The sequence below is a fragment of the Acinetobacter sp. RIT698 genome, from assembly GCF_009668065.1.
In the GTDB taxonomy this organism is placed as follows: Bacteria; Pseudomonadota; Gammaproteobacteria; order Pseudomonadales; family Moraxellaceae; genus Acinetobacter; species Acinetobacter guillouiae.
In genome coordinates this window covers 1-1,301 of record NZ_WJYH01000114.1, presented here as the reverse complement: position 1 = coordinate 1,301, position 1,301 = coordinate 1, and the positions used below count along the sequence as shown (strand labels likewise).

The 1,301-nt window shown below is 37.0% G+C and carries 1 protein-coding gene; it reads left to right on the top strand.

Annotated elements, in window-relative coordinates:
• Positions 1 to 53: 53 nt before the first annotated feature.
• A protein-coding gene (locus GJV03_RS21295) for an IS3 family transposase (protein WP_154131081.1) occupies positions 54 to 1,270 on the top strand; the annotation gives its coding sequence in 2 pieces (ribosomal slippage) (positions 54 to 399 and positions 399 to 1,270; 1,218 coding nt in all).
• Positions 1,271 to 1,301 lie beyond the last annotated feature (31 nt).

The window sequence follows — 1,301 nt, the reverse complement described above, 5'->3', positions numbered from 1 at the left end:
TGTCCCGTCCTAGATAAGGTTGACACTTTCTAAACTTAAATTTGGAGAGTGTAATGAAAACAATAGTTAAAAGAACACAAAGAGATTACAGCTTAGCTTTTAAATTATCAGTCGTAGACCAAGTTGAAAAAGGTGAAATGACTTATAAACAAGCTCAAGACAGATATGGCATTCAAGGTTGTGCTACCGTTTTAGTTTGGTTGAGGAAGCATGGTAGATTAGATTGGAGTCAAGGCACCCCATTTCGTCATGGAGAAAAACAAATGTCTGATCCTTTACCGCTAACACCAGAACAAAGAATCAAAGAGCTTGAGCAGCAATTATATGAAACAAAAAGAAAGGCTGAGTTATTTGAAACTATCATAAACATACTCGAACGAGATTACGGAGTGAGCACCACAAAAAAGCCACAAGGCAAGCAATCAAAGAAAAGCAGACGGTAGGTTTTAGTATCACTGAATGTTGTTATTATCTTGGCACAACTCGGCAAGCTTATTATAAGCAATGCAAGCAAGCCAGTTTAAGGTATAAGCATGAACAGGATGTATTACAACAAGTTCAGCAAGAAAGAATGTTTCAACCTCGCATAGGCACAAGGAAACTTCACTATTTACTGAACACGATAATGGGTATCAAAATTGGTAGAGATCGGTTGTTTGATTTACTCAGAGATCATCGTTTATTAGTACAACCTAAACGCGCATATCATAAGACAACGAATAGTCATCATCGTTTTCACAAGCATCCTAACTTGATTAAGTTTGGAATTGAGCAAGTGATACCGCAGAAACCTGAGCAGCTCTGGGTTGCAGATATAACCTATCTTTCACTAGAAACAGGAGAGGCCTATCTGAGTCTAATAACCGATGCTTGGTCTAGAAAAATAGTGGGTTATCATGTAGATGACAATTTAGGTGCAGAAGCTGTTAGCCAAGCATATATCAAAGCATTAAAGGAACGTAAAGCCCCACAATCCTCATTGATTCATCATTCAGATCGAGGTATCCAATATTGTTCAAAGAAATATCAGGAATTACATCAAAAATATAATATTCGATGTTCTATGACCGATGGATATGATTGTTATCAAAATGCTTTGGCTGAAAGAGTGAATGGTATATTGAAGAATGAATATCTACTTCATAAACCAAGGAGTCTTGAAGATGCTAAACGAATGGTTGCAGAGTCTATAGAAATTTATAATGTTCGTAGACCGCATATGTCACTAAAATACAAAACGCCCGATGAAGTTCATCGAGCGTTTGTGTGAAATAAGTGTCAACCTATTTCAGGACTAGACA